Source organism: Arthrobacter sp. CJL-S3 (genome assembly GCF_056711635.1).
This window is the reverse complement of the sequence record NZ_CM160046.1, coordinates 1,850,319-1,874,535: the sequence shown is the minus strand read 5'-3', so window position 1 is coordinate 1,874,535 and position 24,217 is coordinate 1,850,319. Positions and strand designations below refer to the sequence as shown.

17 protein-coding genes and 1 pseudogene are annotated in these 24,217 nt (G+C 63.6%); 9 read left to right on the top strand and 9 right to left on the bottom strand.

Annotation, left to right across the window (positions count from 1 at the left end; genetic code table 11):
- Positions 1–74 precede the first annotated feature (74 nt).
- From AC06G6_RS08420 to AC06G6_RS08410, 3 genes and pseudogenes are all read left to right on the top strand, one after another.
- Positions 75–1,439, top strand: coding sequence for a DUF2252 domain-containing protein (locus AC06G6_RS08420; protein WP_479828075.1), 1,365 nt, complete (start codon positions 75–77; stop codon positions 1,437–1,439).
- 180 nt (positions 1,440–1,619) lie between these two features.
- Positions 1,620–2,777 (top strand): annotated as a pseudogene (locus tag AC06G6_RS08415) (IS30 family transposase).
- A gap of 451 nt (positions 2,778–3,228) precedes the next feature.
- Positions 3,229–3,555 carry a hypothetical protein gene (locus tag AC06G6_RS08410; RefSeq protein ID WP_479828073.1) on the top strand — a complete coding sequence of 109 codons (327 nt, stop codon included), beginning with the start codon at positions 3,229–3,231 and terminating at the stop codon, positions 3,553–3,555.
- Between the two features lie 515 nt (positions 3,556–4,070).
- On the opposite strand, the gene AC06G6_RS08405 is transcribed toward AC06G6_RS08410, so the two are convergent.
- Positions 4,071–4,841, bottom strand: coding sequence for a VldE C-terminal domain-containing protein (locus AC06G6_RS08405; protein ID WP_479828071.1), 771 nt, complete (start codon positions 4,839–4,841; stop codon positions 4,071–4,073).
- Positions 4,842–5,594: 753 nt separating this feature from the next.
- Here AC06G6_RS08405 and AC06G6_RS08400 point away from each other — a divergent pair.
- Both AC06G6_RS08400 and AC06G6_RS08395 read left to right on the top strand, forming a co-directional pair.
- Positions 5,595–5,861 (top strand): YegP family protein, encoded by a 267-nt coding sequence (locus AC06G6_RS08400; RefSeq protein WP_479828069.1) that lies wholly within the window; start codon positions 5,595–5,597, stop codon positions 5,859–5,861.
- Entirely contained in the window at positions 5,858–6,547 is a 690-nt protein-coding gene (locus AC06G6_RS08395; RefSeq protein WP_479828066.1) for a PAS and ANTAR domain-containing protein, read from the top strand. The genes AC06G6_RS08400 and AC06G6_RS08395 overlap by 4 nt, the downstream gene beginning before the upstream one ends.
- A 382-nt stretch (positions 6,548–6,929) precedes the next feature.
- On the opposite strand, the gene AC06G6_RS08390 is transcribed toward AC06G6_RS08395, so the two are convergent.
- The 5 genes from AC06G6_RS08390 to AC06G6_RS08370 all read right to left on the bottom strand — a co-directional run bounded on the left by AC06G6_RS08390 (position 6,930) and on the right by AC06G6_RS08370 (position 15,473).
- Positions 6,930–7,619 (bottom strand): nucleoside/nucleotide kinase family protein, encoded by a 690-nt coding sequence (locus AC06G6_RS08390; protein ID WP_479828063.1) that lies wholly within the window; start codon positions 7,617–7,619, stop codon positions 6,930–6,932.
- Between the two features lie 920 nt (positions 7,620–8,539).
- On the bottom strand, positions 8,540–10,090 hold the full coding sequence (locus AC06G6_RS08385) for a serine hydrolase domain-containing protein (protein WP_479828059.1): 1,551 nt from the start codon (positions 10,088–10,090) through the stop codon (positions 8,540–8,542).
- A gap of 815 nt (positions 10,091–10,905) precedes the next feature.
- Complete coding sequence (locus tag AC06G6_RS08380; protein WP_479828057.1) at positions 10,906–12,381, bottom strand: aldehyde dehydrogenase family protein; 1,476 nt, start codon at positions 12,379–12,381, stop codon at positions 10,906–10,908.
- Between the two features lie 43 nt (positions 12,382–12,424).
- On the bottom strand, positions 12,425–13,879 hold the full coding sequence (locus AC06G6_RS08375; protein WP_479828054.1) for a carotenoid oxygenase family protein: 1,455 nt from the start codon (positions 13,877–13,879) through the stop codon (positions 12,425–12,427).
- A gap of 34 nt (positions 13,880–13,913) precedes the next feature.
- Entirely contained in the window at positions 13,914–15,473 is a 1,560-nt protein-coding gene (locus tag AC06G6_RS08370) for an FAD-binding oxidoreductase (protein WP_479828052.1), read from the bottom strand.
- A 211-nt stretch (positions 15,474–15,684) separates the two neighbouring features.
- Here AC06G6_RS08370 and AC06G6_RS08365 point away from each other — a divergent pair, with 211 nt between their 5' ends.
- Positions 15,685–16,980: a PucR family transcriptional regulator gene (locus tag AC06G6_RS08365; RefSeq protein ID WP_479828050.1), complete on the top strand. Its 1,296-nt coding sequence runs from the start codon at positions 15,685–15,687 to the stop codon at positions 16,978–16,980.
- Positions 16,981–17,246: 266 nt separating this feature from the next.
- Here the strand turns inward: AC06G6_RS08365 and AC06G6_RS08360 are convergent, their stop codons facing one another.
- Positions 17,247–17,465, bottom strand: coding sequence for a three-helix bundle dimerization domain-containing protein (locus AC06G6_RS08360; protein ID WP_479828048.1), 219 nt, complete (start codon positions 17,463–17,465; stop codon positions 17,247–17,249).
- A 387-nt stretch (positions 17,466–17,852) separates the two neighbouring features.
- Between AC06G6_RS08360 and AC06G6_RS08355 the strand changes: the two genes are divergently transcribed.
- Positions 17,853–18,464 carry an IS110 family transposase gene (locus AC06G6_RS08355; protein WP_479828046.1) on the top strand — a complete coding sequence of 204 codons (612 nt, stop codon included), beginning with the start codon at positions 17,853–17,855 and terminating at the stop codon, positions 18,462–18,464.
- A gap of 34 nt (positions 18,465–18,498) precedes the next feature.
- Here the strand turns inward: AC06G6_RS08355 and AC06G6_RS08350 are convergent, their stop codons facing one another.
- Positions 18,499–19,311 carry a hypothetical protein gene (locus AC06G6_RS08350; protein WP_479828044.1) on the bottom strand — a complete coding sequence of 271 codons (813 nt, stop codon included), beginning with the start codon at positions 19,309–19,311 and terminating at the stop codon, positions 18,499–18,501.
- 364 nt (positions 19,312–19,675) lie between these two features.
- Here AC06G6_RS08350 and AC06G6_RS08345 point away from each other — a divergent pair, with 364 nt between their 5' ends.
- Together AC06G6_RS08345 and AC06G6_RS08340 are read left to right on the top strand one after the other, a co-directional pair.
- Positions 19,676–20,650, top strand: a complete 975-nt coding sequence (locus AC06G6_RS08345) for a LodA/GoxA family CTQ-dependent oxidase (protein ID WP_479828042.1) — start codon at positions 19,676–19,678, stop codon at positions 20,648–20,650.
- Between the two features lie 476 nt (positions 20,651–21,126).
- Positions 21,127–21,606 carry a hypothetical protein gene (locus AC06G6_RS08340; protein ID WP_479828040.1) on the top strand — a complete coding sequence of 160 codons (480 nt, stop codon included), beginning with the start codon at positions 21,127–21,129 and terminating at the stop codon, positions 21,604–21,606.
- A gap of 436 nt (positions 21,607–22,042) precedes the next feature.
- Here AC06G6_RS08340 and AC06G6_RS08335 read toward each other — a convergent pair whose 3' ends face one another.
- Positions 22,043–22,828: a PASTA domain-containing protein gene (locus AC06G6_RS08335; protein ID WP_479828038.1), complete on the bottom strand. Its 786-nt coding sequence runs from the start codon at positions 22,826–22,828 to the stop codon at positions 22,043–22,045.
- Positions 22,829–24,217: the final 1,389 nt, after the last annotated feature.

Genomic DNA, 24,217 nt, shown 5'->3' with positions numbered 1-24,217 from the left:
TCAACAAGGGCTGGCTGATCGCCACCTCGCTCTGGGTGGTTGCGGAACGGGGTGGCAGCGCCCACAATGACGTCATGCCTGCCGAGTCCTACTCCGCACCGGTTCACGAAGAGCTGCAGTTGAGCCGTGCCGATGCGTATGCCCGCGGCCGCCAACTGCGCCGGACCACGCCGCGGAGTGCACTGGCCGAGCGGAGCACTGCACATCGTGACGCCGTCGCTCATATCCGCGAGCAGAACGAAGACCGCAACCAGGAACTGGTGCCCCTGCGGATGGAGCGCATGCTCGAGAACCCCTTCGCGTTCTACCGAGGGACGGCCGGGCTGATGGCCATGGACCTCGCCCGCGACCCGCACTCGGGGATCGTGGTCGCGGCATGCGGTGACGCGCACATCAGCAACTTCGGCTTCTATGCCTCCCCGGAACGCAAACTCGTCTTCGACCTCAACGACTTCGACGAGGCCGGCGCAGCCCCGTGGGACTGGGACCTCAAGCGGCTCGTCACGAGCGTGGTGGTCGGTGGAATGCACGCCGAGTACACGGAACGCGAGGTGCGCAAGGCAGCACAAGGGACCGTGAGGGCGTACCGCAGCGCACTGACGACGATGCTAGAACGAAACCCGTACGAGCGCTACTACATGCATAGCAACATCAAATTCGCCCGCAGCCTCCTGAGCGCGGACGCCCAGAAGGTGCTGCACCACGCGATCAGGACGGCCAGGAAGCGCACCAACCAGCGGGCCGTGCGTCGCACCACGCAGATAGACCACGACGGTCGCCTGCGTTTCGTTGAACGGCCTCCGGCAATGACGACTGCGCCCGCGCAGATCACCGACGTGGTACCGCGCCTGTTCGCCGAATACCGCCGCACGGTCAGTCTCGACGTCCGCACCGTTCTGGCCCAGTACACCCCTACCGATCTGGCCCGCCGTGTCGTCGGCGTCGGGAGCGTCGGGACCCGTTGCTTCCTGCAGTTACTGCAGTCCCCCGATGGGGATGCGCTGCTGCTCCAGGTGAAGGAGGCCGGGCAGTCAGTGCTGCAACGTTATGGCGGCATCCCGCAGCCGAGCAGCAGCGTGCTGGATGTGGCAGCGCATGGTGAGGGTAAGCGCGTGGTCCAGCTCCAACGGGTGCTGCAGGCAGTGTCGGATCCGTTCCTAGGGCATCTGCAGAACGACGAACGCGACTACTACGTGCGCCAGTTCCATGACATGAAAGGATCCATCGACCTGGCGGGACTCGAGTTTGTCCCGTTCTTCGACTACGTCCGCACGTGCGCACTCCTGCTCGCACGCGCCCACGCGCAAAGCCCCGCGGCAGGCCAAATCCTCGGCTACCTGGGCAAATCCGAGGCCGCCACCGAAGCTGTTGTCGACTGGTCGTTCAGCTACGCCCGGCAATCGCTGCTCGACTATGAGGCCCTTCGGGCTGCGCACTGACCGTCAGGTGCGGACACTGACTGACCGCGTTCGAGCCACCCGGCGGGGGTACACACGTCCCTCGCCGGGAAGCACCCGCCGCAAGCCCGGACCCGGGTGCGCGGCCGGCAAGCGGGGATGCGCCTTAGGAGGATCCTTGGGTTCTTGCGGTGATTGCAACACTTAGCGGATGGGTGTTGTATGGCGAGGTATTCGATCTACGTGAGACCGGATTGGCTGCAGGTGTTTTGGGCCGGGATGCAGGCCGGTGATTTCATCACCGACGCGGTGGTGCCGATCAAGACGAGCAGGCGGACCGGGCGCCGGGTCCTGGCGGGGCCGGGGGTGTCAGGCCCCGCCGCGGCCGGGATCTGAAGGGCCGGTGCCTGACCTTCGCCCAGCGGGGAGAGATCGCGGTTCTGCAAGCCCAGGGAAGCTCCCGAAGGGTGATCGGCGCGGTGGGTGGGCAGGTCGGCCTCGACAGTGTCCCGGAAGCTGCGGCGTAACTCGGTGGCAGGATTGCCTTACCGGGCGACCTCGGCCCACGCGCTGGCGTATGAGCGGGCCTCGCGGCCGAAACCGGCGAAACTGCACACGAACACCGTGCTGCGTGCGAAGGTGGAAGAAGACCTGAAAAAGAAGTACTCGCCGGAGCAGATCGCAGGACGGCTCCGGGTCGAGTTCCCCGATGAGCCGGAGATGCGGGTGTCACCCGAGACGATCTACCAGTCCCTGTACGTGCAGTCCCGCGGGGCGCTGAAGCGTGATCTGACGGCGTGCCTGCGCACCGGGCGGGCGGTCAGGCAGCCCTGCAGGAAAGCCGGCCAGCGGAAGAACCGGATCCCGGGCATGATCAACATTTCCGAACGTCCTCCCGAGGTTCAGGACCGGGCCATGCCGGGGCACTGGGAGGGGGACCTCATCATCGGCAAAGGCAACCAGTCCGCGATCGGGACCCTCGTGGAGAGAACCACCAACTACACGATGCTCGTTCATCTGCCGGACGGGTACCGGGCCGAGCAGATGCGTGATGCGCTGATCGCGAAGATCAAGACGCTTCCCGAGGCGCTGAGGCATTCCCTCACCTGGGACCAGGGCATCGAGATGCAGGACTGGAAAACCGTGAAGATCGACGCCGGCATCGACATCTACTTCTGCGACCCGCACTCGCCCTGGCAGCGCGGCATCAATGAAAACACGAACGGCCTGCTCCGCCAGTACTTCCCGAAAGGCACCGATCTGGGCATCCACAGCGCGACAGACCTCGACTGGGTCGCCCAGGAACTCAACGACCGGCCACGCAAAAGACTAGAGTTCAGAAAACCGATCGAATTGATCGAAGGACTCCTGTTGCAATGACCGCCTGAATCCGCCGATCCTCTAACGGGACATTGCAAGTCCGTACCGGTGGGCGCGACAGGACTAGCCGCTAGGGCAGGACTTCATGATGTTGCAGCCTCAGTCCCTTGGGCCAGCCGCTTCCCCTGTCGGCAACAGGCGTCGGCATGGATCGTCGGTCATAAGAGATGCCCGCTGTGGATAGTCACTCGTTCGTGTCCGAAGCGCCGCCGTCAGGAATTATGGATTACCCCGACAACCACACCGGGAGCAAGCACCCTGGCGTACGATCCGGTTAGCGGCACTTACAGCTACGTCTGGAAAACGGACAAGGCACGGGCTGGGTCTTCACCGTGACGCTCGATGTCGGCAGCGTCCAGTCAGCCCGGTTCTAGTTCACCAAGTGATAGGGGGAGGGCTCATGAGAGGATCGACCGTTCCCGCAAGGGCAGCATGGGCAGGAGCGGCCGCCGTGAGCCTCGTCCTGCTGTGCCTGGGCCTGAGCCAGAAGCTCTACCTCGGGTCCGTCACGAATGCTTTTGAGCGGGACCAGATCGGGAACACACTCATCCTGGCCGGCGCGCTCCTGGGGCTGCCCGCCGCAGGCTGGGCGTTGTACCGCGGTGACCCCGTCTGGGTCACCGGGATGATCGCCGCCCCGGCCGTGATCATTGGCGGACTCAACCTCGTGGCGGGCGACAGCCTGCTGCCGCACCTCGCGGCCCTGGCAGCCGTGCCGCTGGGACTTGCCGGGATCATCGGCGGGGTTGCCGTCCGTTCGCAACGCATAAAGTCCTGACCACCGGGCGAAAAGACGGGCCGCACCCTGGCGGAAGATGCGGCCCGTCTTCTTAGGAGTGCCTTATTCGGGGATGAGGTGCACCGCTGAGGGATCCCCCACTGCAACACGTTCCAGGGTCCTGCCTGCCTTCGATATGCTCAGCGGCTTAGGTCCGGGGGCTTGCTTCAACAACCATGATTAGTTCGGGACCATTCGGGCAGCTCGGATAGTATCAGTGGTTGACTCGGCACGGTTGCTGACGAGCCTGTCCGAACCACCGAGATAGAGTGCCCACAAGGCGACCATGGTGGCGAATACCAGTGCGCCTGCCAGGAGTACTGGGGGCTCGCGTTGTTCTGCTGACATGGCTGATCCGGTGGCCAAGATGCCGCCTTGTGCTCAGGGCTGTCTATCCGGTCAGCCACCTACAGCCGATGGGACCCTTCCATTTAGACTGTGGCGCCAGCATTCGGCTTTCCAGCAATGGAGTTGGACAGGGGGACTGAGGGGATGAGCCCGGGCTGACCTCAGTCTTAGTCAGAACTTCCGCCGAGCACGTCCACGTGTACGTGGTCAAGGTGACGCAGGATCTCGTTGCCAGGCTCGGGTGCGTCGTAGTCGTTCCACTGCCCCCGGGAGCTGTGAACGCTCCAGAACCGGTCGTCGAAGATCACGTATTGGATGTCCAGGTCCTCGGCATGAGCGACGAGCCAGTGGGCAAGTATCCATCCCTCACGGCGGTTCTCCTCGGTCACCGGGCGGAAGAAGATGTCAATTGCCCGGCCGTCGTAGTGCGTTGAGTCCGCTCCGTGTCCTTGACCGATCCCACCCGGGGCGAACCCGCCCAGGCTTTGGTCACCGAACACTTCGGTCATTGCTTCGCGGACCTCCTCGGCGCGCGGCGTCAGGCCAGTGACACCCAGCTGTTGTTCCTGCAGATCGCCGGCGTCCGAGCCCCGGCAGGCTAGGGCAGGACCAGCGTTTTCGGGGGGTCCTTCGGCCAGGCGCTGCAACACTGCCTCGTCGATGCCGGAGGTGTCCGGGGCCCCCATCCCGCGGGCCAGGAGCGCGACGGCCGTCGTTGCCAGCTCGGCCTGTTCACGGTTGAGGCCGACGTCCCCTTCAGCGGTTTCGACAATGCATTCCGGGGACAGCAACAACGGGCCGTTCTCAGTGCGCAAACCACTGAGCAAGCCGGGCCCGAGAAGTCCCAGCGCGAAGGCGAGCACCCCGAGCAGGAAAAGGCCGAAGATCAGCTGAAGCGGGCCGCGCCGGGCCCTGAGCGTCTTGTCGTTGGTCAACACGGGCACAAACGTGCATGCCGCGCGGGAACCCCAGGGGTCCCGGTATCGTCAGGTTCACAGGCCAGGGCCGATCCGAAGAATTCAGGGCCGACCACGGCAATGTTGCTTACGATGATGTGTCCCTTTCCTTGTGTGGCAATGATTCAGTCATAGCACTTTGTCCTGTGTACTTTCATAGCTGGCGCAGGCAAAGAACCGCCTTCTGATGGCCGACGCGACAGGGAGTCGACCAGTGGCCTGGCACGGAGGTCGCCGGGCTGCACTCACATTGTGTGAGGCGTTTTTGATGGATCCGTCCCGCAGAGACTCCTACTTTCCGCAGCAGGCGCTGGTTTGCCAGCACGGCGGGATTCGGGCCGACGATAAAGAACTCCCCCTCGGCGATGGCATAAGGCAGGGAGTAGATCGGCGAGGTCTTCGCGGCTAATACCGTCCGACGCTGATCGTCACCTGCATGCGATCGCCGGATGCGGCCTGGTAGTCCGCGAGCACGTCGCGGTAGTACGCGTCGACCGGGTCTCGCACCATGAAGCGGTGAACGCGGAATCCCGAAGGAAGGCCGAACAAAGATGAACTCCCAGGAACCAGGACGAGTTGTCCGAACCCGTCCGCCGGTCTTCCTGGCTGGCGACCGCCTACTCGCCCGTACGCGGTCTCGTCCGTACCGTAGAAGTGGGTGTGGCTGGGGTCGCATTGGGTACGCCCTCTCCCGTTACCGGGCCAGCCGGGGCACAGCGGTGCCTTTCGGATTTGATGAGGTCGCCCTGGGTTTTCCGCCGGGCGTCCGGAAGGGTAACTATGATCGGAGCGTTCGAGCTTTTTCACGACGGGAACCCGTCTTTCGGCTTTAGGTTGAAGGCTCCCGATGGGACGGTCGTGGCGGTATCCGGCCTGTTCCCGGACAAGGTGCCGGCTGTCGAGGGTATCCGTGCCGTCCGTGAGTGTGTCGGAGTGGGTTTGATCACCGATCTTTGCCCCATGCCGGGGGATTCCCACGGAGGACTGGTGCGAACGGTATGAGTACTTTGGACAGCATGTTCACGTACTCCAGCGCGCTGGAGACTAGTGATTGCACCTCGGGGGCGTTTCTCATCGATGCCGTGACCGGGGTGGTGGTGTGGTCCGATGTGCTCTACCGGATCCACGGATACCAGCGCGGAGAGGTCGTGCCCACCGTTGAGCTCGTCCTGGCGCACAAGCACCCGGGCGACAGGGCAAAAATACGGGAATTGCACACCGACCTGGCCGAGGTCGGGGGGTACTTCACCACCTACCACCGCCTGATTGACTCCCGCCAGCGCGAACACAGGGTACTGACTACCGGGGAGGCCGTCCTCGACGCAAACGGCAGGCTCTTCTCCATCACGGGAATCATGGTCGACTTGACCTCAACTGTCCGCGCCGAAACTGAACGGGCCACAAGGGATGCCGTCGCCGGAGCCGTCCGCGCCCGCGCCGTCATCGAAAGAGCCGTGGGCATTCTTATGGGACGGCTCAGCATCGGTGCCGATGCAGCGTTCGCTCTGCTCCGTGTCCACAGCAACCACACCAACAAAAAACTGGCCACCATCGCCTCTCAGCTTGTCGGCCTCGCCGACGACGCCCGCAACGCGGCCGCGCTCACTGCGTTCATCCATGACCTTCAACGCCACACATCTCATGCCCCTGCGGTACGCCGGGGCACGCCCAGCGAGGGTTTGGCTTAGGTATGGGGACCGCCGTCTAGTTGTTAGTGCAGAAGGCTTCTAGTGGGAAGATGACACATTCCAGGGCAGCGGGTGTCGTGACGCTCATGCCTGTCAATTGGCGAAGCTCCGATCAAATAGCGGTTGACCGGAGCTTCGGTCCATTATGGGTACGTCAACCTTGGTGCTTGCTGGGAAGCTCAGCAGGCGAAGACCTGTCTCGCCCTCAGGCCACTCTCCGGGCTCCCATAGCCGCTGGCCGATAGCCCGGATTATTACTGCGCCGCTCAGAAGAGCTACGAAGGCACGTTTGGTGGGCACTCATCGATGATGAGGCTTGTGGGCATTTTGTGTTCCAGGTAGCGAGTAACGCCGCCGGAGCCGCGGCTCGGTTTCCGGTCGCTTACTCGCGGCCGGGCGCGGCGACGGTCGCGGGTGTGTGTTTGATGACGAGCGTGCTCCGCTGGCTTCCTGCAGCTGCCAGCCGGGCATTGCGTTCGTCATTGCCGGTTGCACGCCATTCGGCGATGGCGGCGTCGTTGTCGAACCTCAGGTGCCGGGCGGTGAGCCGGCGCACGCGTTCGTCCTGTTCGAGCTCCACGAACCAGGTTTCATCCAGGAGGGATGCAACCTCGTTCCATGGGGCCTCGTCTAAGAGAAGGTAGTTGCCCTCGGTGATGATCAGGCGTGTTTCCGGCGGGACGGCGATTGCCCCGGCAATCGCGTCGTTGACTTCGCGGCGGAACACCGGTGCGAAGATCTCCCGCGAAGTCTCTGAGCGCAGCTGGCGCAGCAAGGCGACGTACCCGGCACCGTCGAAGGTGTTCGGAGCGCCCTTGCGGTGCTCCAGCCCGCGGGACTCCAGCAGCGACTGCGCCAGGTGATATCCGTCCATGGGGACCAGGGCGACCTGCCGGGGATGGTTGGTGAGCAGGTGCTCCAGCAGCCAATCGGAGATGGTGGATTTTCCGGCGCCGGGCGCCCCGGCTATTCCGAGCAGGCACCGTCTTCGCCGTTGGAGCAGCGCTTCGGCCCGGGCGAGGAGCTGCTGCTGGCCTGATTCGTCCCAGCGCAGGTAGGGAGGGGTCTTCATCGCTTCTCCTTTCCGGCACTCGCCTGGACCAGGGCAGGAGGGTCACCGGTGTTCTACGGCATCACGTTACATCGGTGTGGACAATGTCCGCACAACCTTTGCCGGACAAACGCCCGCCCATCTCTCCCCGGCCAAGAAAAGGAACGAATCGAGGACCAGAAAATCTCCCAGAAACTTCCCGCAGGTCATGTCATCACCACAACTCTGGGAGATGAATAGGTACAAGGCGAACCACGCCCGACACAAACAGCAGGAAAGGAGGCCCGACTGACCCCAAGTCTCAGCAAGTCATGCAGCGCTCCCGGCCATGAAGGAGAAAGCAGCAACACAGCTGTCAAGCCAGGTGAAGGAGCCGCCAAACCGCAACGGCCACCAACAAAAATGGGCCCCGCAGGGGCCCATACATGGAGATTTGTACACATTCAGCGGACCGCAAGCCCCTGAACAGGGAAAACACGTGCCCGAGGTGGGACTCGAACCGGGTTCCGGCCCTTTCAAACACTAGACTCCCGCCGAAACATGCGGAATCCGGGCCAGTCCGGCACCGGTAAGGCCCAGTCCGTGACCCAGAGTGTGGACACTGTCCACACCCCCAATTCTCCCCGCCAAAGACCTCCCGCCAACTGCCGCACCCAGCATCGAGATGTGTGCGGCACTTCTTTGTCCTGAAAACTTGGTCCTGCTGGAGAAGTCCAACCGCGGCTGCAACTGGGTCCTGTAGCGCCCGGTGCGGCCCACGGGGCCAACCCGCACGGCGCACTGAGTCTCGATGAGAGAAGGCTAAGCGCCCAGCATCGGGATCGTCGTCAGCGTCCCGGCGGAATCAGTGACCGTTTACCCTCACCGTCTCGATTGAGCCTTGAATCGGCAGCTCCAAACTCCTCGGGCTCAAGGTAGCTGCGGTAGCGCTCTTCCCCTGGTCAGATCTTCCGTACCTGCCGCGCCGCAAGCGCGATGCCTGTAACCGCCGCGGCGCCGGCGATCCAGGTTCTCGGGTTGCTGTTGTCGGACCGCCGTCGAAGGGACACGAGATCGATGAGAAGCCCGGCGGCGTTGCCGCCTCGCTGCTCCTTGCTGAACACTACGCGGAAGCTCTTGCCGAAGTCAGGGAACACTGCGCGGAACACGCGGTCATCGTGGGGATCATCGGGGCGGAGGGGCACGCCGTGGCGCATGGAGGGGACCAGGGTAAGCGGCTTGAGCATGAGGCAGCGGTTCCGGACCACCACCTCGACCCCGGCCCCGAGCACCACTCTGGTGAACAGATTCGTGACCGGGCCCGGCTCGGGGCCGTACCAGCCGCAGAACCTGTGCCAGTTCTCTGCGTGCGGGGCGATGTCGGCTCGGACCGGGTCGTCGGGCAGCGAGAGAAGTCGGCGCAGAAGGGCCTCTGCCAGCGGTTCGGGCACGCCACGACCGTCGAGCCGCCCGGTGTTCCCGAGAACCACGACACCTACGCCGTCGTCGGGTGCAAGCAGGATCGCCGACAGGAAGCCGGATAAGATGCCACCCTTGCCGACGGTCCGGTGACCGTCCGCCTCGCCGGGTTCGAAGCCGAGCCCCATGCCGGCCACCCCGGGATCGGGTCGATAATGGGGTTCGAACATTGATGCGACGGTCTCGAGTTTCAGGACCGAGCCGTGGTCGTTGGTGCCTCCCTGCAAAAGGGCGGCGATGTAGCGTGCGATGTCTCTGGGGGTGGAGTAGGCGCCGCAGCCCGCGGCTGTCGGTACGGCGAAATCGGCGACGGCCGCCAACCCATGCGAACGCATCACGTACCCTGAGGCCAAGCGGCCCAGGACCCGAGCCGAGCGGACGAGATCTGTGTGGTCCATGCCGAGTGGGTCGAAGATGCTGGCGCGCAGGTACTGGTCGAAAGGTTCGCCGGTGACGTCCTCGACGACCTGGCCGAGTGCGGCGAAGCCGTGGTTGGTGTAAGCCCACTTGGTGCCGGGCTCCACCTCGACCAGCAAACCTTTCCGGTAGTAGTCCGCGAGCGAAGGCGCCGAGCGTGCGGTGTCTCCGGAGCCGAAGCCCGGGTATATCACATCCGACAGTCGCCGCCAGTAGCCGATGCCGGCCGTGTGGGTTAGAAGGTGCCGGATGGTTGCGGGGCGGAACCTCGGGTGGGCCGGGATCAGCGGGAAGGTACGCAGGTATTCGTTGGCGGGCGCGTCGAGATCGACGCGGCCCTGCTCACACAACTGCATCACCGCGACGGCCGTGACAGTCTTGGTCAGCGAACCCACACGGAACACGGTGTCGGCGGTGATCGGCGTCCGAGACTCGATATCCGCCGCTCCGTGCCCTAGGAACCAGTCCACGGCTCCGTTCCTGACCACGGCGGCCGCGAGGCCGGCCGAGGGCCAGCGGGCTAGGAGCGCCGCCACCCTCCCCTCAAGGTCGACTTCGGAGCTACCGGTCAAATCCGACGATGGCTGGTCCTGGTTCTTGTCGCTTTCGCCCATCATTGTCCCTTCCCTCGCACACCCCCCGGCGCGGCTGAACTCAGGTGCCCCCGTTCCAATCGTGAGCACCCCAGGCCGGAGGCTGACAGGGCCGAACGTCCCACGGCTCGGCGCACACATAGGCCAGCGGATTCAGACACGCTGCCCAAGCGGGGCGGCACCGTGAACAGTTGCGGGCGGCCACCGCAAGCCCCGCCAATATCCGGAACACGTCCCGGTAGTCGCTGACTCTGGCGATCCTGCAGTCTTCGACAGTCATCACCCAGAAGACCGGGATGGCGACGTGCCTGCCGCTGGCGGCGATCTTAGGTTGCCGAGTACGGGCCAGACCGGCACCAGTACGGCCCGATCCGAAGCCCAGGGTGTGCACATTGTGCACACCCTCATTTTTGCCCATTTTGTTGCCGGGCCCAGAAGTCTGCCGGGACAGTGCGGGCCACGACAAGTTCACGCTGTCCGTGATGTGGCCCCGCTCCGGCCTAATGCTCTCGAAGCGTCGGTGATGACTGCGATCACACACCCACCGAGTTGGCATTGCACAGTCTGGGAATCGACAAGGGTCAATGGCTGTTCGTTCCTCTTTTCCGAACATCTCATAGCCAAAGCGGGTACATAACGGCATGACCGACACTCACCGGACCCCTTGCAGAAGTGGGGCACGAAGGCTCTGCGCTGCGCCGTTGCATAAGCCTGGGATGACCAGTCCGTGTGTTTCGGCCCGCGCCACGCTGCATGCCCAATTGGTGCTTTGGCGGCACGAAAGTGGCCTGCCCGGACGTGGTTTCCGTGCAGGCCACTTTCGATTGTTCCCGCTTGATTCAGAGACGAGTGACTCCGATTGTGTGGTCGGTGGTGAACTCCTCGATGGCCCAGTCGCCGTTGAAGCGACCCAACCCGGAATTGCGTTGCCCGCCGAAGGCCACGTGCGCTTCATCCTGGATTGTCATCTCGTTGATGAAGGTCATACCGGCCTTGACCTTGTGGGCAAACTGCAGACCGCGTTCGAGGTTCTGGGTGAAGACGGCGCTGGAGAGGCCGTAAGCGTGATCGTTGGCGAGTTCAAGTGCGTGCGTCTCATCCTCGGCTCTCAGGATGGCGACCATGGGACCGAAGATCTCCTCGCGGGCGATCTCCATGTCAGGGGTGACGTCGGCAAAGACGTGCGGGGGCACGACCCTGCCTCTGATCTCGCCTTCGACCACGGTACGGGCACCGGCCTCCCGGGCCCATGCGATTTTGTGCTTGAGTCCTGCGAGCTGGGAGTCGTTGACCACCGGGCCCACCAGGGTGCCCTCGGCGGCTGGATCGCCGTGGGCCACGGACCGGGCAGCCTCGGCAAAACGGGAGACGAACTCCTCGTAGACCGGGGCTTCGACGATGATCCGGTTGACGGACATGCAAATCTGGCCTGAGTGCAGGAAAGCGCCCGGGACGGCGGCGGCCACGGCCGCTTCGAGGTTGGCGTCGTCAAGAACGACCAAGGGGGCGTTACCGCCAAGCTCCAGGGCCACCTTCTTCAGGTGTTCGCCGCTGGTGGCCACCTTACCCACGTTCTGTCCGACCGGGGTGGAGCCGGTGAAGGAGATCAGCCCCGGCACGGAGTGGGCCACGAAGTCGTCGCCGATTTCGGAGCCCGCTCCGATGACAGCGGAGAGCACCCCGGCCGGCAGGCCTGCTTCCTCGAAGACCCGTGCCAGAATGAGGCCGCCCGTAACGGGAGTGTCGCTGGCCGGTTTGAGGACCACTGCGTTACCCAGAGCCAATGCCGGGGCGACGGACCGCTGGGATAGATGGAGTGGGAAGTTCCAGGGGCTGATAACGCCCACCACGCCGATCGCTTTGCGGTAGACGCGCATCTCTCGGTTAGGGGTGTTGGAATCGAAGATCTTGCCGTGGACCCGGGTGGGGAACGATGCCGACTCCTGAGTGATGCCGATGGCGAGGGAAACCTCGATGTTGGCCTTCAGTACGGTGGAGCCGGACTCGCGTACCAGCCAGTGAACGATCTCTTCGCGGCGCTCCTCAAGGATTTGCGCGGCACGGCGCATCACTTGCTGGCGCTTGGCCGGGGGCAGTGCGGCCCACCCGACCTGGGCTGCCTCGGCGGCACTGTAGGCGTCGTCGACGTCGGCCACGGAGGTCTGGCGGATGGTCGTCAGCACGCTGTCGTCGTAGGGGTTGGTCACGTTGAGGGTCTTCGCTGACCGGCCCTCACGCCACTGTCCGGCGATGTACTGGAGGGTTGTAGCCTGACCGGCGAATGTCGCTGGGGCTTCGGTGGTGGTGATGCTCATGGGGTGTCGCTCCTGTTTAGATGTGCGGGACTGTGCGGCTGGATTAGTTGGCGTGTTCGCTGGCGAGGACCCGCAGTGAATCTTCAATCTGCTCGCGGTCAGACCAGCTGCCGTGGAAGCCGAAGGGAACGCGCCCGGGAAGCTTCACCCGGGCGAGCGGGGTACGCCCGAAATCGGAAGTGTCATAGATGCACAGCTCTGATAGTTCCGTCTGGCGGTTCCACCAGATCGAGAGCAGGTATCCGTCGTCCTCATTCACGGCCCCGGCCCGTGGTACGAAGATCGGTTCTGAGGGGTTGGTCAGGTCATCCAGTCCCTCGATCACCGTGACCGTTTCCTTGGTGAGGTCCGTCTTGGCAAGGCCGTCGCTCATGGTGTCGGCGTCCCGGCCACGAGTGGTGGCGAAGTAGCCGAACTTGTGTTCCAGGCCGACCTTGTTCGGGTTGATGGCGGGGAATTCGCCCGCGATGTGGCTGGTGGCCTGGTTAGTGACGCGTCCGGTGGCCGTGTTGACGGTCCAGCGCCACGGGATTGCGTTCATGAACCACTCATGGGAGTCGACGGGGCGGGTGATACGGTCCGCCGGGGTGCCGAAGCGTTCCTTGATGCGGGGGGCTTCGATGACGATTTCGTTGCCTCGCTCGTAGGCATTGAAGAAGTGCGTCGGGAAGAACGTCTCGTCGACCCGGTAGGTCCGAACTTCGTGGGTCGTCCGGTGCATGGTGACGATCTCGACGCCGTTGTTCGTGGCTGCGGGGTCCCACACCAGGCCCGGCTTCCCTTGGCCGATGTTGGGTGCCAGGAACAGTCCAGGGGTAACGAAGAAGATCGCGTGGTTCTTGCTCACCGCGAAGTCGTGGAACATTGACGGGGCACTGGTGCTGAAGGCGAAGGTGTCGAGGACCTTTCCGTGTCGGTCCGCCTCGTACCAGGTGACGTTGGTGCCCATGTAGGAGTAGAAGAGCATGTTGCCGGTGTCCGGGTCGAGCTTGTAGTGGGCCGTGCAGCTGAACGGGACATCGCCGTTGAAGTCATATGTTCCGAATGTTTCCAGGGACTGCGGATTCATCTGGTGCGGCAGGCCGCCCTCGAAGAACACAAGCAGACGATCGGCGAGGACGCCGACGTTGGTGTTGGGCACGTTCTTCATGGGCGGGGCGCCGGCCGGCAGTGATGGGGCCGTGCCGCCGTTGACGAACCCGGAGTAGACCGCCTCCCCCGCCTCCATCTCGACTTTCAGCGCGTCGGTCATGACCCACTTGTTCCGGTAGGCGGCTTTTCCGTCGCGGAGATAGGTTGCGTAAACCATGCCGTCACCTTCGAACCAGTGATAGCGGTCCGAATTGCGTGGCTTGAACTTTGGGTTGGACCCGGTGCGGAACAGGGCTCCGTCCAGGTCATCGGGAATCTTGCCGATGACCTCAAGGTTGAAGGCTTCGGTCTCCTCATGCCAGGGGGTGAAGGGTCCGTTGAGGAACTTGTTGTCTGTCTCCCACATGGTGGTGCCTTTCGGTATTGGAGTTCTTGAAGTTCTAGGAGTTCTCGGCCGACGAGGGCCAGATGCCGTGGTTGCCCGGCGAGAGCGTTCCAGCGGGGTCCAGGGCGTCCTTGATGGAGGTGTAGAGGCGGGTCAGGGCGTGGTCGTTGAAGTCGAAGTTCTCTGCCACGTGCTCGATCAGCGAGGGGTGGGCGCGGTATTCGCTCCAGCCCCATTCGGCGGCCTTTTCACACATGAGGTCGACGGCGGCGTGCGCGGCTGCCGCTTCGGCCGGGTCGTTCACGTCGAAGAAGACCATGCAGGCGCCGACGAGGCTGCGGGTGTTGGCAATCCAGCCGAAGCCTGCCACCAGTCCGGCTTCTTCCAGGATGGTGCGGACCATGAGCTCGTGTTTGGCGGCGGATTCGCCGTCGAACGGGATCGCGGGCGAGAAGTCGATGTGGCCCACGTTTTCGCCGATGTGCTTCTTCATCATGTCCAGCAGGAACATGTTGGGGATGCCGGCCGGGACCAGGTCCAGGGGGTGGACCTCGGCGGGGCTGACGTCGCCGCGGTAGGACCGTAGGTCCACGGTGACGCCGGGAAGGTGGGCGACGGCGTCGGTGACAATGCGGCGCCGCGCCTCCACGATGGCTTCGTGGCCGTAGAAGGCAATGCGGGCATGCCACCGTCCCGGGGGCAGTGTCGCAGACAGCTTCGCCGCCTTCGACATACCGGCAGTATCCTGCATCGGGTTCGCCCGGCCGTCCTCTGGTTCAGGCGAGCTGGTGATCAGCGGGAGGCCCTGGATGGTGCCGTCCAGCACCAGCGGGCGGAGGGCATCGATCAGCGGGGCGATGTCCTCGTCTTTATGGCAGATGATCGCCCCCGTGGTGAATACCTGGGGTTCAGGCATGAGCCAAACGCCCATCTTGGACACGATGCCGAAGTTGGACTGCATGAACAGGCTGTCCAAAGAAGGGCCGAAACCGCGCTTGTGCCGCTGCCACATCGGGCTGTTGCTCATGGCGCCAAGCCCGGTCCGGACGACATCGCCTGAGGCCAGGATCACCTCCATGCCACAGACCGCGCTGGCGTGGTCACCGTTGACGGTGTAGCCATACCCGTGTTCCAGGGTGTTGCCGACGATGCTTCCCCAGCCAAGGTCCGGGACCGAAATCCAGAGCTTCAGCCCGCGCGCCTTGATCTCGTTGTAGAGGTCGAAAAAGCTGACACCGGGCTCAAGCAACGCGTAGCCGGCGGCTTCATTAATTTCCAGGATCTTGTTCATCCGTCGCAGGCTCAGGACCACGGAACCGTTGACCACCGGGGCAGAGCCGCCGTAGCCGTAGTTGCGTCCGGTGGAGGAGGTCCAGAGCTGGATCTGCAGTTCGTTGGCGATCCGGACCACGGCCTGGATTTCCTCCACGGTGGAGGGCTGGACCACGAAGGAGGGCTGGTAGTCCTTAGCGTCGTCGCCCTCGTAGGGGTCGCGGAAATCCTTGACTTGGTTGTCGTCCAGGAGGACGGCGTCGGCGCCGAGGGCCTCGATCATCTGCGCAATCGCCCTAGTCAGGACCGAAGATGAGTTATTGAGCTCAGAGATTGTTGTCATGTGCTGTGTCACGCTCCGTTGCTTGACGGGTGTTCACCTCCGAACACCGTTGCTATCCAGTGTGGGCTGGGACACGTAGGTGGTTCTTGGTGCCGGACGGCAAGAAAAGTCGTCCGGTATGGCGTCCGGGAGCAAAGGGCTCGGTACGCAATCCCTATACTTGGCTTCCGATGGCCAAGACCAAAGGTGGTTCGTAGCAGTGATGAATTGGATGGAGAGTCTCCGCCCGACAGCGAACCGCGCGGGCGACGGTCCGGCGTCGGATCCGGAGATCATTGCCAGCGCTGAGGCGGAAATCGGCGCGCCCGCTACTGCATGGGCAGCCGAGGCTGCCGCAGAGATAGTCCGTCAGGTAGATGAGGACTTCAGTCTTGCCGGAACGACCGGCATGATGACAGGCACCGAGCGGGAGGGCTGTGAAGCGTGCCTGCTCACGACCCTGATCGGCTTGCACCGCGGCACCGCGGCTGCGGACATTGTGGCCCCTCGCGGCGCACAGGAGAACGTTCGGCTGTCCGTGCGGCAGGGCGTCCCGATCGGTTCCGTGCTGCGCACCGTCTGGGCCTGCCACACCCGGGTCCAGGATGCGCTGCTCGCCGTCATCGAGCGGGAAATTCCTGCGGATCGAATGGTCGCCGAAGTGCGCGAGCTGAACGCGGCGCTTTTCGCTTACGTGAACTCCTACGTCAGCGACCTCATGCACGGGTACGAGGACGAGCTCTCCCTGTGGCATGGCAGGCTTCCAGCCGAACGGCTGCGGGTTCTCACGGCAATCCTCGACGGTGAAGAGCCGGGCGAAGACGCCGAACGCATCCTGGGCATCCGGCTCGGCAGGCACCATCTGGTCGCCTTGGCCTGGCCCGCCACCAGCGGGCACATCCCGGACCGCGAGGCGGCGCGCCAGCGATTCGGCACCGACGCGGCGAAGGCGCTGGGCGCGGCCGGCGTCCTGAGCGTCGAGTACCAGGGCACCACCCTCTTCTGGTGGGGGTTCAACACCCGCCCGGACCCCTCGATCGTGAACGCGTTCCGGGCGGTGCCCCGCCCCGGCTGGATCCGGCTTGCGGCGGGACGGCCAGGCTCCGGGCTGGCAGGCCTGCGTGAAAGCCACTTCGAGGCACAGCAGGCCGCCCGGGTCGCCAGGATTTCGCCGCAGCGGAAATTCTGGGATTACGACGACGCCGGCCTGCTGGCGCTGCTAATTGCCGACCCGCAGGGGGCCGCGAGATTCGTGCAGGTCCAGCTCGCGGGTTTGCTCGGACCGGACCAGAAACTGACCGACATCCGCGACACCCTACGGCACTTCCTGCTGGCCGGCAGCAGCCGGATCGCCGCAGCCCAAGCCCTTCATCTGGCCACCAACACCGTGGCGTACCGGGTCAAACGTGCCGCCGATCTCCTCGGTCGGGCTGCCAATGAAAACCCTGTGACCACGCTCGTGGCGCTGGAACTGGCACATGCATTCCCCCGCCTCATGCAGCCAGGAACCGAGTGGGCTGAGAGCTGATCCCGAAGTATTGCGTCCCGCTAGGCTTCCAGTGCTTGCTCGCTTCGTCCCTCAAAGCAATAACGCCGGGCCATGGAGGCTGCCAGACTGATCGATGGCGCCTCAGCTCTTGCGGCCGAACGGGCGGTGGATTCTTCCGGTCTGTTTCACAGGGGCACCTCTGAATAGCCCGCACCTCAGCTATCTCGACCAGCATCAGCCCATTTCCCTCGGCCACGGCCGGGGCGGGACGGAGCTGGGCCCGGGACGGCGGGTCCCCGAGTACCTCAGTCGGTGGTTGTGACGGTACCGAATTCGCGGCGCAGACGGTTCCTGGCGGAGTTCTCGATCAGGGTGGGTATGTAGATTCTGATCCGGCCCGTGTCCAGGGAGTCATACTCCTCCACCATGATTCCGGCGATCACGGTCTTGCGGGCATCAGGAAACCGGACGACCAGACGGTCAGTGACCTTCCGGATCGTGGGCTCCTTCTCAGTCTCGCTCACGAGGTTGGTGTCGACCCGGGCACGGGCCTTGGTCAATCCAAAAATGCCGGAGCACGACGCTGTGCGTCACAGGATGCCCGGCCCTGACCAGCAATCTGCGAAAACCCCGTAGGGGCGCAGTCGGCCCTCCGCAGCACGCACCTTCCGGACTGGTGTTGTTCAGCCGATGAGTTCGGCGTGCTCTTTGACAGGCTGTTGCGATGGGAAGTCCGCGGGGTGACACCCGATAGGTATCGGTTGGTGCAGGGGAATCGATGCGCTCCGCTGATATGAGTTGAGGTAGTCCTTCCCAAACACTTCCGGAGCTGTCAGGACGGGATGTATCTGATTCTTTTGGGGATCTGGCGTGGTTCCGTGGGATCCCCCCTGAGCGTCGGAGGTGGGGTTATGTCTGGTGAGTCAGTCCCGATGGTGGATTTGCCAGTTGTAGTGGCTGTCAATGTCGGCAAGACGGTGGTCGCATTGTCGGTCACCGATGCTGGCCGGCATCGTCTGTTGGGTCCGGTGGACTTCGAGATGACCGGACGGGGCCTGGACGGGGTCCTTGCTCTGATCAGGACCAAACTGGTCGGGGTCGATGCTCCGGTAAGGGTGGGCATCGAGGCCGCCGGTCATTATCACCGGCCGCTGCTGGGACCGTCCGTGTGGCTGGCGGGCTGGCAGGTTCTGGAGCTGAATCCGGCGCATGTAGCCGAGCAGCGCAGGGTCCAGGGACGCCGGCGGCTCAAGACGGACGCCCTGGATCTGGAGGCGATCACTGAGCTGGTGCTGGCCGGCCGGGGCATCCCGGTCTCCGCCCGTGAGGCCGTGACCGGTGAGCTGGGCCCGTGGGCGGCGCACCGGACCCGCAGGGTCACTCGTTCATCGGGCCCCTCGTCTTGCTCCGAACATGTGCACCAAGGATCAGCGCACATGCGTTATCGCGGCGTTACAACCCGCTCTTGTATCCGCCCCCAGCCGTTGCGCCAACGAGCGACATTTGACGGTCAGCCGGGCTAAGACCTTCATCAGCGAGAGGCGGGTTGATCTCTCCTCAGACAAACGGCGCCAATATCACGGCACCGATCCAAGCCAGAAGGACTGCGCCATAGATGAGCCGTAATGCGGTTTCATGCTGAACCGGCCAAAGGCTGCTGCGGCGTCGGAAATACGGTCCCCGCTGTACCCCCAGAGCAGCTTCAAGGGCGCGGCCACGGCTCACGAGGTCGTCGTAAAGCTGCGAATTGCGGACATCGTAGATTCGAAGGCCAAGGGTGATTGCGGTACCCGACAAGGCGGCAGCAACGCGCACAAATGGAGGTACCCCCTTCAGAGGTCCATCCGGGGAAATGACGGACACTAAAGCGATGGCACTAAGTGGCGGAACGAGTGCCAAGAGCTTGAAACGGATGTCAGTGAGCGCACGCATTTGCGCGCCGATTTCGGAATACACTGCCAAAGGCATGTTCTTGCGGGCATCGACAAGCATTCCGCTCTCGCCAGCCTGAACCACTTCACTGCCAAGCCGATCGGCGAGGCGCTCCTTGCCCAATTTGAGTTCGAATTGACGGACCGTGCCAACGCCCAATAAGGGTAGGACCGATTGCACGTAGCGGGAGTGGCCGGAAGCCAGCAGGACCCATTTGTCTGTGCCGCCGTCTTCCGAGTGGTTCTCCAAGGGCTTGATATCCGGCCCGGGAACATCCTGTCCCCTAATGATTTCTACGTGGATGAAGCCCTCGAGCTTAGGGATATCGAAGTCGCGGGATTTCTCGCGGTCAAGTCGTTTGACGAGCCATGCGCACGATATCGGGTGCTTTTCCGAGCCAAGCAGTGCGGTCTCGTCCGTGTCCGAGGACCCGATCATCCTTCGGCAATGGTAAATCACTGCCAGTAGGCGGCGTAACGTTACGGTCATGAACCCAAGAATCTGCTCGCTAGCCTGATAAGGCAAGGGAGCTGAGGGTGCGTCATACCTAAACGGTGCCGCAAACGCCGGCTTGCTTTGCTGAGAAATGTACTGCTGCTTGGGCCCAACTTCTGGGACGCCGGCTGCAGCAAGTGTCCTAAGAGGCCGCCGACTGAGTCGGCCCAGAGTTCGGCGGCTGGACGATCGCCGGCGGCAAATGGTGACCCTGTACGACGTACTTCTCGACCTCGCGGTCCGCACCGGCCTGGTCCCAAAGGACGAGTCGCTCTACACGACCGGTCCCCTAGCCTGGATGAGCGGAATGGCCAAGGACCTGAACCATGGAGCTACGACGTTCTCGTCGTACAAGGTCCGCTTCGACGAGGACGTCGCGCCGATCCTGCGCTCGGCGATTGCATCCAGATGGACCTTTGATCCCGGACAGTACGCTCACACGACGCTCGGCGGACCCGCTCCACCAGCGGCGCTCTGGCCACTTCTTTCGGATCCGGCGCAGCCCAACACCACTCGCGACATCATCTTCAAGCGGCTACGTAAGCCCGGTACTCCCGGACGCACACCGCAGGACGACATGCCTCGGCTGCTAGGTGATGATCCCTATGACAATTTCAAGACCGGCCGGATCGGCCTCAGCCTGACGGTAACGCAGTATACCGTCATGGAACGATGGGCCAAGGGGGCGTTCCTTGCGTCTGGACTGGGCCCAGGGTCACTGAACTCGCCACGTGTCGCATTGGCGGTTACGCCTGAGGGATTGGATCGCGCGGCCCTCGAATTTGCGTCGGGCGGTGCGTTCTTTCCCGGCATCGAAGTCGGACGGATGATCCGCGAGGCCGGTGTCTTCTCGGAGCCGTTCCGGATCAAAACCGGGACTGGCAGCCGTTACGTTGGTGACAAGGCTGGGACCGTAATTGGGCCCGGCTACTTTTCGCGCCAGATGGCTCTGCCCTGGTTAGCGGACTTCCTACAGTGTAAAACCGAAGAGCAGGCGAATGCGGTGCCCAAATCGGATTGGGGATGGTGGCCCAGCCAACGCCCCGACTTCGTCTACGCCTCCACAGCCGAAGCGGCAACGCAAGGCACAATGCATGCTTGGACAAGGGCCCAGGCGGGCGCCGGGAACACTTGGCCACCCGTGCCGGGTGAGGGGCCCAATCGGGCGCCGGAAACGCCGTCCTACTCCCAAATGGTGCAGAACTGGTGGAAATTGGCGTACATCACAGGAACTCCGGTCACCGGTTTCGCAGAGTCTGAACGCGCAGGGAGCATTCCGTGAGCACAGTCGTTGTCGGTGACGGACCGGCAGGGGCGGCCGCCGCTGCCGTAGTTGCCCGCCGGGGTGAGTCTGCCTGGCTCGTCGGTCGCGGGCGAAACCATCGGGAAGGAACCCTGGAACTCCTATCCGCGCGGGCGACGGACAGCCTGCGCTCTTTGGATTGGTATGACGCAGTTATCAGCCGCAGCCTGCCGTGTGACGCGATCATCTCGCGATGGAGCGATGGCTCTTACGTCGGGCGGTTGGAAATCCTCGAGCCCCGAGGGCTCGGCTGGATTGTAGACCGGGCCTGGTTCGATCCGCTACTACGTTGGCTCGCCGCGCGCGACGGCGTCGTGCCTGTCGCGCACCGCCCCGAGGCTCCGACTGATCATCGCCTCGTCCTGGCGACGGGCAAGCACGCTCCGTCGTCCAAAGCCCGCCGTCCGCTCGGCCCCGATTTGGTCGCACTAACAGCCACCCTGCCGGCTGGATCTGTGTCTGGACTGGCCGCCCGGCTCCTAGTTGAAGCCGTCGACGACGGATGGTGGTCTGCTCTCGACGACCGCAGGCTCCTGGCCGTAACGTTCACTACAGATCTGGCCCATTTCTCGGGGGGAAAGGACGCTGTCCGGCGGTTGTGGGCGCGGAGCGTTGCGTACGGCCCAGGATGGCTGCCAGCCGCAACCGCCAAGGCCGCGCCCCGCGTCCGTCCGGTCCGCAGCAGGTTGTCCCTCGACGCTGCAGGTGCAGACTTACGGGTCGGAGATGCTGCCCTTAGCGTCGACCCGCTCTCCGGGCACGGCCTCACGATCGCCTTCGAGAGCGCCATGCGATGTTCCGACTCGGACTACCCCCTATGGCTGAATGAGCAGGCTGACGGACACGAGCGTGCGGGGCGCGCAGCCTATGAAGCCGTACCCTACGCATCACCGTTCTGGGGGCCGTTCCAGGCGAGGCTCGGCTCCGACGCCTAGGAGTGGCCGATCCTCAGAGAGATGGATCACGGCTACTCTTTCAACCCCTCGCCAAGTTCCCCTGCAGTTGCCGGTTGGCTCTGCAACCCCGACGCCCGCCGCTGTTTGCCGCAATGGCCACCGGGACGCAGCCGCTGTTCTGGTTCTCAGTTTCAATTTGGCCACGTTCTCTGGCGGCTCCGCGGACTTCCGTTTTCCCTTCAACCGGAGAACATTCGCCTCGTGAGTTGGACCGTAGATCCGCCAAAAGGAATCTGCCAGGTGGAGCCATTTAGGCTAACCTGTATAACCGAAAAGACGTCAGGTTGGTACACCTCAACCTGACGAGCGGGTCCGGAGGTCTTGACTTCATTCTGAGACGGGCCTAGAACTCAACCTGACAGGATGAGGGCTGGAGGCGCCGGTGGCTGGACAGATCGACAGGCCCTGTCTGTAGTCAGACCATGTTCACCATCCGAAGCCTGACAGTGGAACCTCTTTCCACCATATTGAAAGCTGGCGGCGACTGTCCGCCCACCTCGGTGAGATTGCCAGCAGGACCGCTGAAGGCGGGTACCAGATCCGCCTCCCGTATCGCCCGGCCCGCCTCCGCCCGGCGCATGCCGGTAACATCCGGCACCATGACCGGACCTGTGCCAGAGAAGACGCGAACCCGGATGTCGGCAGTGTAATCTCCGAACCACTCGACTGCTTCCTGGAGCATCCTCCACCGGAAGCGGAAGAACCCTGTGGACGATGGCGCTGTGATCCGGAATGCGAAGGTGGCCTCTTCGCCGGGGAGGACAGGACCGGACAATCCCGCGCGGGCCGGGCCCCAGATCTGGTTATCCTGGGGGCCCTGCGACCCCAGCCGATACTGCCCGGTCGGCGTCCAAGTTTCAGATCCGGTGTTCCGCATCGTTACGGTGACGTCCTGTATCTGACCGGTCACCAAGGAATCGGGGACCGTCTGTGAAACGAACGAGGCGTCGCGGGTCGGGGCTCGCTTTATTCCGGTGTAATCCCATAAAGCGGCACCGCCGTAGCAGGTGAACGCCACTCCGCTGATCGGGTTTGCGCTCAATCCCAGAGCGGCGGCGTCAACTTCCAGCCTCACCCACTCACCGCTGGCGGGCAGGTCTCCGGCCCTGAACCTGCTGGCAGTCCCCGGGACTCCCCACCCGATCAGATCTTCCCCCCAAAACGCGCGGTGTTCCCATGTACCGTCGAAAAACTGAAGCATCAATTCTTCTGGGGGGAGCGAGGGGTCCATGTGGACCATGCAGAACATCCGGTCGACAGGCAGCAGAGTGAGCGGCTGGGATGATCCCCAGAAAAAGTGCTGGTGTAAACCGGGCGCCGGTGCGGAGCGGTGCGCAAGATAGCTGGTGAAGGGACCTGGTCCGGCCAGGGTCCACTCCCAGCTGTCCCCTCCGCTGCTGCCGACCGTCGCACCGGCGGGCAGGGAGTCGTCAACCCAGACCTGATCCCGTACGTGCTGCTCGGCCCAGCCCACAATGACGGCACCCTTGACCCGGCCCTGCAAGCCACCTGTCGGCGTGACACCGAACCGGGTGACAACCTTGTCAGGATGCCCGGCTGATCTGGGATGTGGTTAAGGTGGAACTGTACGTGGCCGCGGGTTGGATTTCCCTTTTCACCGTTCTGACCCGTAGGTAGTGCGACGGGGAAGACGGCTGAAAGTCCGGGACTATTTCGGCCTCCTCAAGAAATTCACCACCTGTGACTTCATTCGTGCTCAGCCCGATTGAGCGTCCGGTCAGTCTGGCGTTAGGTCCAGGATTTCTTACCCGGACGATCCAGTCGGGCGGGTGAATTTCGGACCAGCCGCTGTGGCCTTTCGTCGGACCGTTATCCCACGAGCTTGGGCCGTGGCCATGGTCCTGCCAGAGCGAACCCCGCATAACAACGTAGTCGCCGACGGCCAGTGATATACCGGTTCCCTCTGGATCCCGGGGGTTGAATGGGAACCACGAATTCGAATCATCTGGGAGGGGTCGCCAGGCCGCCGGTGCGGGACCACGGCCCTGCCAGTGCGATGTAAAACTGCCAAACGGTGGTTGGTCTTGGGGGTGCCATGCCTGCAGTTCGGGATGTATCTGAGTTCCTCCGGCCGAAAGGCCCGGCACAAACCATGAAGAGTATGGTGTCCCGGCTTGCCCGCCCGCTGGGGCCGGGGTCGTTGCCATGGTTAGAGCTAAGGGAGCCAGAGGATTTCCCGGCCATCGTGCCCCCGCTAACGCGTTGCTTAGCCCTGTGGTTCCGTACATCCGGTCCAGGAAGGCAGCGTCAAGCGCCAGGTCGTAAAACACGTCTTCCAGTCCATGCGGGGCACGGTTGAAATATGGGGCGGCACTGAGCCACCCAGCGATGAGTATGTCCTTGCGTACCAAGTGTTTGGACGAGCAGCAATTGCTGTAGTACTTGCCGTCTATCGCATCGTAGGATTCCCGGCAGTCAAAGAAAACATCACTGGGGCGTACGCCAGGGGGTGCATGCAGCCGGCTTTCGCGGAACCCCTGAAGGGATCCGTCGCTGACGATGCGCACCCGCTCCAAGCGCATTCCCAGTGCTGCGAATTCCGCAGTATCTTCGATCCGGAATTTGGTGT

Bases quoted from the DNA above. Each gene is read 5' to 3' on its own strand.
- AC06G6_RS08420 (WP_479828075.1), top strand. From the start codon at position 75: ATGCCTGCCGAGTCCTACTCCGCACCGGTTCACGAAGAGCTGCAGTTG.
- AC06G6_RS08400 (WP_479828069.1), top strand. From the start codon at position 5,595: ATGAGGTCGCCCTGGGTTTTCCGCCGGGCGTCCGGAAGGGTAACTATG.
- AC06G6_RS08395 (WP_479828066.1), top strand. From the start codon at position 5,858: ATGAGTACTTTGGACAGCATGTTCACGTACTCCAGCGCGCTGGAGACT.
- AC06G6_RS08390 (WP_479828063.1), bottom strand. From the start codon at position 7,619: ATGAAGACCCCTCCCTACCTGCGCTGGGACGAATCAGGCCAGCAGCAG.
- AC06G6_RS08385 (WP_479828059.1), bottom strand. From the start codon at position 10,090: ATGATGGGCGAAAGCGACAAGAACCAGGACCAGCCATCGTCGGATTTG.
- AC06G6_RS08380 (WP_479828057.1), bottom strand. From the start codon at position 12,381: ATGAGCATCACCACCACCGAAGCCCCAGCGACATTCGCCGGTCAGGCT.
- AC06G6_RS08375 (WP_479828054.1), bottom strand. From the start codon at position 13,879: ATGTGGGAGACAGACAACAAGTTCCTCAACGGACCCTTCACCCCCTGG.
- AC06G6_RS08370 (WP_479828052.1), bottom strand. From the start codon at position 15,473: ATGACAACAATCTCTGAGCTCAATAACTCATCTTCGGTCCTGACTAGG.
- AC06G6_RS08365 (WP_479828050.1), top strand. From the start codon at position 15,685: ATGGAGAGTCTCCGCCCGACAGCGAACCGCGCGGGCGACGGTCCGGCG.
- AC06G6_RS08355 (WP_479828046.1), top strand. From the start codon at position 17,853: ATGTCTGGTGAGTCAGTCCCGATGGTGGATTTGCCAGTTGTAGTGGCT.
- AC06G6_RS08350 (WP_479828044.1), bottom strand. From the start codon at position 19,311: ATGATCGGGTCCTCGGACACGGACGAGACCGCACTGCTTGGCTCGGAA.
- AC06G6_RS08345 (WP_479828042.1), top strand. From the start codon at position 19,676: ATGGCCAAGGACCTGAACCATGGAGCTACGACGTTCTCGTCGTACAAG.
- AC06G6_RS08335 (WP_479828038.1), bottom strand. From the start codon at position 22,828: ATGCTTCAGTTTTTCGACGGTACATGGGAACACCGCGCGTTTTGGGGG.